This is a genomic window from Kitasatospora sp. NPDC091257, assembly GCF_044757675.1.
GTDB classification, from domain to species: domain Bacteria; phylum Actinomycetota; class Actinomycetes; order Streptomycetales; family Streptomycetaceae; genus Kitasatospora; species Kitasatospora lactacystinica.
The window spans coordinates 1-7,391 of sequence record NZ_JBIVVI010000361.1 but is presented as its reverse complement, the minus strand read 5'-3'; the positions used below and the strand labels follow the sequence as shown (position 1 = coordinate 7,391).

Here is a 7,391-nt window from a genome sequence, read left to right as displayed (position 1 = left end):
CCCACCGGGGCGATCGGCGGCAGCCGGCCCCAGGTGCGCAGCAGCTCCAGGACGGCGGTGGCGAGCGCGAAGCGGTCCAGCCGGTGCCGGTGGGCGAAGGCGCCGAGGTACTCCTCGTCGCCGGACCACCACACCTCGGCCTCCAGCTCGCGCAGCTGCTCCCGCCAGCGCCGGTCCAGGCCGGCCGCGGGGTGGCGGCGGTCCTCGGCGGCGATCAGGTCCACCGCGAGGGCCAGGTGGACGGGCTGCAGCTCGCGGCGCACCACCCGGGCCAGGTCGGCCGGCCGCCATCCGGCGGACCAGCAGCGGCCGACGGCGGTGTCCGCGTGGCCGAGCACCGCCCGGCTCACCTCGGGCCACTGCCCGGCCGAGGCGGCCAGCAGCGAGGCCCCGGTGTCCAGGGCGAGGTCCAGTGCGTCCTCCGGTGCCGTCAGCACCGACCGCACCGCCTGCTCCAGCAGCGGCCCGGCGGTCCCGGCCTGCTGCGCTCGCTCGCCCACGGTGTGTCCCTGCTCTCCTCGACGGTCCGGCCTCCTGCCCATGATGCCGGAGCCGCGGCGAAGACCGTCCGGCGCTCGGGCCGGCGGGGCCCGCGGCTCAGCGCTCGATGGCCTTGGCCAGGATCTCCGGCGTGCGCTCCAGCAGCCGGCCCGCGGCCATCCGCACGCCCAGCGTCGCGACCAGGGCGCCGTACAGCGGGCCGACCAGCAGCACCGGCCAGCTCGGCCCGTCCGAGACCAGCGCCCAGGCGAGGTAGCCGCCGACCGGCAGTGCCAGCACCGTGACGCCGAGCATCGAGCCGAACTGGTTGAGCAGGATCAGCCCGCCCTGTCCGGGGGCGGCGTTGCGCATCGGGTTGCTGTCGGCCGGCATGGTGTAGGGCGCCAGCACGCTGAACATCGAGCCCAGCGCGATCCCGCAGCCGAGGAGGGTCAGCGCCAGGCCGAGCGCGGACGGCAGCTCGCCCCACCGGCCGGTGACGGCCGCCAGCACCAGCCCCAGCACCACCGTCACCGGGACGGCGTACGACAGCACCGCGTACGCCCGGCCGCGCAGCTCGGACCGGGCGTCGGCCGGGGTACGCAGGGTGGCGGCGACCATCCAGAACGCCGAGCCGTCCATGCCGAACAGGTTGAGCATCTGCAGTCCGAGGAACACCCCGGTCATCGCCAGCAGGTAGACGCTCGCCCAGCCCTGGACCATCGACAGCACGCAGATCACCAGCGTCATCCCGATGCTGGTGAACAGCGCGGCCTTGGCCCGCGGCTCGCGCCAGGCGTAGCGCAGGTGGCGCTGCATCACCGCGCCGGTCCGGCCCTGGGGCAGGAAGCGCCAGCCGCGCGAGTTCTGCACCCCCCGGGCCACCTCCAGGGTGGAGGAGTCGGCGGTGACCATCAGCTCCTGCAGGCTCCGCCGCCACCAGCGCAGCAGCAGTGCCAGCAGCGCGGCGGCCGCGGCGAGCTGGAGCAGCGCGAGCCCGTACCGGCCCTCGCCGGCGGTGCGCGGCGCGTCCGCCGCGCTGATCGGCGGGATCCAGCGCAGTACCGAGGCGATCGGCTTCAGCGGGGTGAGGTCGATCGGTCCGCCCCGACGGCCGAGGATGCTCTGCGAGCCGACGTTGGCGACCTGCACCAGCAGCGCGAAGGCCAGCCCGCCGAAGATCGCGAAGTCCTTGCCGCGCCGGCTGGAGAGCATCCGGGCGTTGCCCGCCGCGACCGCCCGGGAGAGCGTGACCAGGCAGAGCACCGCGAGCGGTACGGCGGGCACCGCGACCGCGGCCGAGGCGCCGCCGGCCGCGCCGGCCAGCACCGCGCCGGTCACCAGCACCAGGCTGATCAGCGGCCCCGGTCCGATCAGCGCGGCCAGCAGCGAGCCGCGCAGCAGCGGGCCGGGCCGCAGCGGCAGCATGGTCAGCCGGGTCGGGTCGGCGCTCTCGTCGCTGGAGAAGAGGAACAGCGGCAGGGCGGCCCAGCCCAGGGCCAGCACGCCGAGCAGCATCACCCCGGCGTCCCCGGAGCCCGCGTAGCGCCCGTTCAGCGCGCTCATGGCGACGGCGACGCCGGCCGCGAGGGCCAGGCCCACGACGCCGCCGATCACGTAGACGGTGGTCCGGCCGGGGCTGCGCCGCAGCCCGTTGCGCAGCAGCCGCAGCTTGAGCGCGACCAGGGCGCGCACCACCGTCCGCCCGTCGGGCACCGAGGCCGTGCGCGTGGCCTCGCTCCGCTCGGTCACAGGGCACCCCCGGGCTGCCCGCCGCCGAGCCAGCCGAGCGCCTGCCCGTCGTCCTCGCGCACGCCGATCAGGTCCAGGAAGGCCTCGTGCAGGCTGCGCCCGCCCCGTACGGTGTCCAGCGGTCCCTGGGCGATCACCTGGCCGGCGTTGACCACGGCGACCCAGTCGCAGAGCTGTTCGACCAGCTCCATCACGTGGCTGGAGAAGACCACCGTGGAGCCGGCCGCCGCGTACCGCTTGAGCACGCCGCGGATGGTCTGGGCGGAGACCGGGTCGACGCCCTCGAAGGGCTCGTCCAGGAACAGCACGTCCGGGTTGTGCAGCAGCGCCGCGGCCAGGCCGATCTTCTTGCGCATGCCGGTGGAATAGTCGGCGACCAGCTTGTCGCAGTCGCGGCCGAGGTCCAGGACGGCCAGCAGCTCCTCGGCCCGCCGGTCCACCTCGGCGCCGGGCAGGCCGCGCAGCCGCCCGGTGTACTGGAGCAGCTCGCGCCCGCTGAGCCGCTCGAACATCCGCAGGCCCTCGGGCAGGATGCCGATCCGCGCCTTGACCGTGACCGGGTCCGCCCACACGTCGGTGCCGTGCACCAGGACGGTGCCCTGGTCGGGCCGGAGCAGCCCGGTGACCATCGACAGCGTGGTGGTCTTGCCGGCACCGTTCGGCCCGACCAGGCCGATGAACGCCCCGGCCGGCAGCTCCAGACTCAGCCCGGCCACCGCGGCCTGGGTGCCGAAGTGCTTCCAGAGCCCCTGGATGCTGACGGCGGACGGGGTTCCCGGCCCGGGGAGGTCGGAGGACGGCGGCGCTGACGCCTGCATGGCGGCCTTCTCTGCTCGTGGTGGTGGAGTGGTGGGCATCGTGCTGGTGGAAGCCCTCGGGGCTCAGCCTGTCACTGCTCGAACAGGCTGTCGCCCGAGTTGAGCATCCCCTGAGCACATCCGCCGAACGGGTGAGGCACGCCGACCAATATCCTCTTCTCGGCGGCTACTGGGCCGATTTGGCAACTACTCAGTTCGGCCGTTCGTCCTGCACTATGAGGAAGCAGTGACGTGCGCGGGGGTGCCGCGCTACCGGGAGGTGGCGGATGTCCGTACAACCATGGGGCGAGCCCGGTTCCGGCTATCCGCCCGGCAAGCGGTCGGCGGGGGGCTGGCAGCCGGTGCCCGCGCCCGCGGTGTCGTCGCAGGCGGCGATGCGGGCGGGCCACGCGGACCGGGACCGGACGCTCGACGTGCTCAAGGCCGCGTTCGCCGAGGGGCGGCTCTCCGTCCAGGAGTACGAGCAGCGCCACGAGGCCGTGGCCGCGGCGCAGACCTACGGTCAGCTGGCCGTGCTGGTGGCCGACCTGCCCTCCGGGCCGATGACGGCGCCGCCGGCCGCCGCCGCCACGCCGGTTCCGGCCACCTTCATGGCCGTCCCGCCGCCGGTGCAGGCCCGCCCCACCAACGTGCTCGCCGTGGTCTCCCTGGTGGCCAGTCTGGTCGGCCTCTCCGCGCCCGCCGTGATCACCGGCCACATCGCCCGCTCGGAGATCCGCCGCCGCAACATGGACGGCGACTGGGCGGCCGTCCTCGGCCTGGTCATCGGCTACCTGGGGTGCGCGTTCTGGACCCTGATGATCCTCCTCGGCTTCGCCTGAGGCCCACCCGGTCGGGTGATCCCACGGTGGTCGGCCGTTCTTCCCGATGGGGCCTTCCTCAGACGGAGGACCTATGATGCCCGGGGCTGCCGCCGCGCACCCGGAAGCAGTACGTTCTCCGTCACCGGCCGACGCCGAAGGGCCGGGCGGGCCGAGCGAGCGACCACGAGCTGAGGACCGTGCCAGTGACAGTCAGTGCCCAAGAGGCCTCCAGGATCCCGCCGATCGGAGGACGTTCGCTGATCCGGGGATCCGCGGGCCGCTCCGTGGCCCGGCTCCGGACGTCGGCTCCGGCACTGCTCGCGGGCGAGGCCGTGGTCTCCTTCCTGGCCGCCCTGGTGCTCCCGCTGATGGCGCGCGGCTTCCAGATGGACCCGCTGAACCGGATCGCCCAGGTGAGCGGTCTCGCCGCGGTGCAGCTGCGGTTCGCGGTCATCGGCTTCCTCCTGCTCGGCGTGGTCGTGCTCGCGATGCGCTTCCGCTCGGGCCGGCACTTCGGCCTGGCGTCCCGTTTCTCCTCGGCCGCCATCGCCGGTCTCGCCAGCGGCTTCGTGGCGGCCGGCGCGGTCATCGCGCTGCTCGGCACGCCCTGGCCGATGTTCGGCATGAACGGCGACAGCCAGCGCATCGTCGAGTGGGCCCACGCGGTGGTGAACGGTCAGCCCTCGGGCTCGCCGGTCTACCCGCCGGCGCCGCTCTACACCCTGGGCTTCTACGCGGAGCTGTTCCGCGGCGGCAACACCGCGTACGCCTTCAAGGACCTGCAGATCTTCGGCGCCGCAGCGTTCGGCCCGCTGGTCTACCTCTCGTGGCGCATGCTGCTCAGCCCGGTCCGCGCACTGGCCTTCGGCGTGCTGCCGGCCTTCGCCCTGATCGACGCCTACAAGCCGTACAGCCAGACCGTGCTGGTGGTCCTGGTGCCCGTGCTGGTCGCCGTGGTGGTGCACCTGCGCCGGAGCGGGACGGACGGCTGGCGGCTGCTGCTGCTGAAGGCGGGCGGCTTCGGGGCGTTGCTGGGCCTGATGTTCCTCACGTACTCCGGCTGGTTCCTGTGGAGCGCCCTCGGCGTGCTGGTCGCGGCGCTGATGTACTTCCCCTGGCACGAAGACCGGCGCAAGGGCCTGGCGTACCTCGGCACCACCGGGGCCGCCTTCCTGCTGGTCTGCGGCAGCTACCTGGTGACCATGCTGACGGAGGCCCCGGACACCAAGGACTCCAACTTCCGCTTCGACAACTTCACCGACCCGGCGTACTTCCTGATGTGGCGTACGGACATGCCGGGCAAGGTGGGGGACTGGCCGATCCCCGGCGAGTTCGGCGGCATGGACCTGTTCGCGGTGGTGATGTTCGTCGCACTGGGCGCCGCCCTCTGGCTGGGCATCCGCAAGCCGGTGATCGTCACCATCAGCTGCATGTTCGCGAGCGCCTGGGTGATGCGGATGTTCATCGCCTCGCACATGTACGAGACGCAGACGGTCCAGCTCTACACCCGGACCAACAACCAGCTGCTCTACTGCGGCCTGCTGCTCTGCGCCCTGCTCGCCCACCTGGTCTCGCTCCGGCTGGCCGAGCGCCGCCGGGCCGCGGAGACCGCCGGAACCGCCGGAACCGCCGGAACGGCCCTGCCGGGCCCGCAGGCGGCCGTGATCGGTACGCTGTTCGCTCTTCTCTTCCTGTTCGGTACGGTCTCCTCATCGATGGCGGACCGCTACATGCCGGCGAAGGAGGACACCTACCGCATCCTGCCGTGGGTGTCGCACACCATGCAGAACCTCGACGGCACCTGCCCGAAGTTCGCGCCGGGTGGGCAGTGCTCCAAGACCGGTGACCAGTCATGGCTCAGCATGATCAAGTAACCAGTTCCCGCCCATGAGCCCGAACTGACCCCGAAGGCCCAATCCTGATGATGATCACCGCCGTCAAGAGCCTCGCCGACCGGCTCGTCTCCTCACCGAGGCGTCTGTGGGTCGTGGCGTTCGCGATCCTGTTCGCACTGAGTGGGGCCTGGGCGTTCGCTTCGCCGACCGGTGCCTCGCCGGACGAGCACGCACACCTGATCCGGGCGGCGGCCGTCGCCCGAGGCCAGGTCGAGGGACGGGAGGTCATGGTCCCGCACCTGGTGGGCGGCATCGAGGGCCAGTTCGCCGAGACCGGGGTCGAGCTCCCGCGCATCTACCAGGACCTCAAGGACGTCAACAGCTGCTACGTCTTCAAGCCCGAGCAGCCGGCCTCCTGCGCGCCCCGGCTCGTGGACCGTCCGGGGGAGACCCTGGTGACCACCGCGGCGGGCCGCTACCACCCGGCGTACTACTTCGCGGTGGGCTGGCCCAGCCTCCTGGTCCACGGGGCCAAGGCCTTCTACCTGATGCGCCTGATGTCGGCGCTGATCTGCTCCGCCCTGGTGGCGAGCGCGGTGGTCTCGGCGGCGGAGTGGCGGCGGCGCTCCTTCACCCTGCTCGGCGTGATCACCGCGGCCACGCCGATGGCGCTGTTCCTGTTCGGCGTGGTCAACCCGAGCGGTCCGGAGATCGCGGCGGGCATCCTGGTCTGGAGCGCCGGGCTGCCGATGCTGATGAGCCCGGACCCGCTCCTGCTGAACCGCCGGCTGGCGCGGTTGGGCATCGGCGCGCTGGTGCTGATCAGCATCCGCCCGCTGGGCCTGATCTGGTTCGCCGGGGCCCTGTTCTTCGCGCTGCTGCTGGGCCAGAAGGGGGCGGTGCGCGAAGTGCTCCGCCGCAAGGTGACCTGGCTCTGGGGCGGCCTGGCGGCGGCGGGGGCCGTCGCGGCCCTGGCCTGGTCGTCGAGCCACCCGGACAACTCGATCATCAACACCCCGAGCGACCTCACCCCGCTCGCCGCGGCCCGGAAGACCTTCGACTTCGGCCTGCTCTACATGAAGCAGATGATCGGCTACTTCGGCTGGCTGGACGCCGAGGCGCCGGCCGCGACGCTGCTGGTCTGGTGCGGTGTGGCGCTCGCCCTGGCGATGTTCGCGCTCTGCTACGCCCGGTTCCGCGACGCCCTGGCGATCGTCGGCGTGATGGCCGGCATCGTGGTGATACCGATAGCGGCACAGGCCATGCAGGCGCGCCAGCTGGGCATGATCTGGCAGGGCCGCTACCTGCTGCCGTTCGCCGTCGGACTGCCGATCCTGTGCGCCGCGATCTGCCACGAGCGGCTGCCCTGGGGCGGCTTCGCCTGGCGCCGGCTGCTGGTGATCGCCGGCTTCTCGCTGTCCCTGGTCAACGCCGCGGCCTTTCTCTGGGCGCTGCGCCGCAACACCGTCGGCAGCACCGGCCCGCTGCTGATCAACCCGGCCCACTGGTCCCCGCCCGGCACCTGGATGCTCTGGCTGGCCGTGTACACGCTGGCCGCGCTCGCGCTGGGGCTGTTCACGGCGGTGTCGGACAACCGGGAGCGCCCGTTGCCGCAGTCGGCCGGGGCGGCCGGCGGCAGCGCCAGCCAGGACCCGCCCCGGCTCGCCGGGGCCCACGCGGAGGCGTAGGGTCGCGGTGCGGGG

At 72.9% G+C, this 7,391-nt stretch carries 5 protein-coding genes and 1 pseudogene; 3 read left to right on the top strand and 3 right to left on the bottom strand.

The genetic code is table 11. The features are described 5' to 3' along the window. The 3 genes and pseudogenes from ACIQOV_RS18340 to ACIQOV_RS18330 form a co-directional block, all read right to left on the bottom strand. A pseudogene (locus ACIQOV_RS18340) lies at positions 1 to 500 on the bottom strand (DUF2786 domain-containing protein); the annotation flags it as partial. A gap of 97 nt (positions 501 to 597) precedes the next feature. Then, complete coding sequence (locus tag ACIQOV_RS18335) at positions 598 to 2,232, bottom strand: transporter (RefSeq protein WP_401049625.1); 1,635 nt, start codon at positions 2,230 to 2,232, stop codon at positions 598 to 600. Then, positions 2,229 to 3,050, bottom strand: a complete 822-nt coding sequence (locus ACIQOV_RS18330; protein WP_401049623.1) for an ABC transporter ATP-binding protein — start codon at positions 3,048 to 3,050, stop codon at positions 2,229 to 2,231. The genes ACIQOV_RS18335 and ACIQOV_RS18330 overlap by 4 nt, the downstream gene beginning before the upstream one ends. 266 nt (positions 3,051 to 3,316) lie before the next feature. Here ACIQOV_RS18330 and ACIQOV_RS18325 point away from each other — a divergent pair, with 266 nt between their 5' ends. From ACIQOV_RS18325 to ACIQOV_RS18315, 3 genes are all read left to right on the top strand, one after another. After that, positions 3,317 to 3,871 carry a DUF1707 and DUF4190 domain-containing protein gene (locus tag ACIQOV_RS18325; RefSeq protein ID WP_380538548.1) on the top strand — a complete coding sequence of 185 codons (555 nt, stop codon included), beginning with the start codon at positions 3,317 to 3,319 and terminating at the stop codon, positions 3,869 to 3,871. 185 nt (positions 3,872 to 4,056) lie between these two features. Next, positions 4,057 to 5,727 (top strand): hypothetical protein, encoded by a 1,671-nt coding sequence (locus tag ACIQOV_RS18320; RefSeq protein ID WP_401049621.1) that lies wholly within the window; start codon positions 4,057 to 4,059, stop codon positions 5,725 to 5,727. A 47-nt stretch (positions 5,728 to 5,774) separates the two neighbouring features. Further along, positions 5,775 to 7,376 carry a DUF2142 domain-containing protein gene (locus ACIQOV_RS18315; RefSeq protein ID WP_359897524.1) on the top strand — a complete coding sequence of 534 codons (1,602 nt, stop codon included), beginning with the start codon at positions 5,775 to 5,777 and terminating at the stop codon, positions 7,374 to 7,376. The last annotated feature ends 15 nt before the right edge of the window (positions 7,377 to 7,391 follow it).

Bases quoted from the DNA above. Each gene is read 5' to 3' on its own strand.
- ACIQOV_RS18330 (WP_401049623.1), bottom strand. From the start codon at position 3,050: ATGCAGGCGTCAGCGCCGCCGTCCTCCGACCTCCCCGGGCCGGGAACC.
- ACIQOV_RS18325 (WP_380538548.1), top strand. From the start codon at position 3,317: ATGTCCGTACAACCATGGGGCGAGCCCGGTTCCGGCTATCCGCCCGGC.
- ACIQOV_RS18315 (WP_359897524.1), top strand. From the start codon at position 5,775: ATGATGATCACCGCCGTCAAGAGCCTCGCCGACCGGCTCGTCTCCTCA.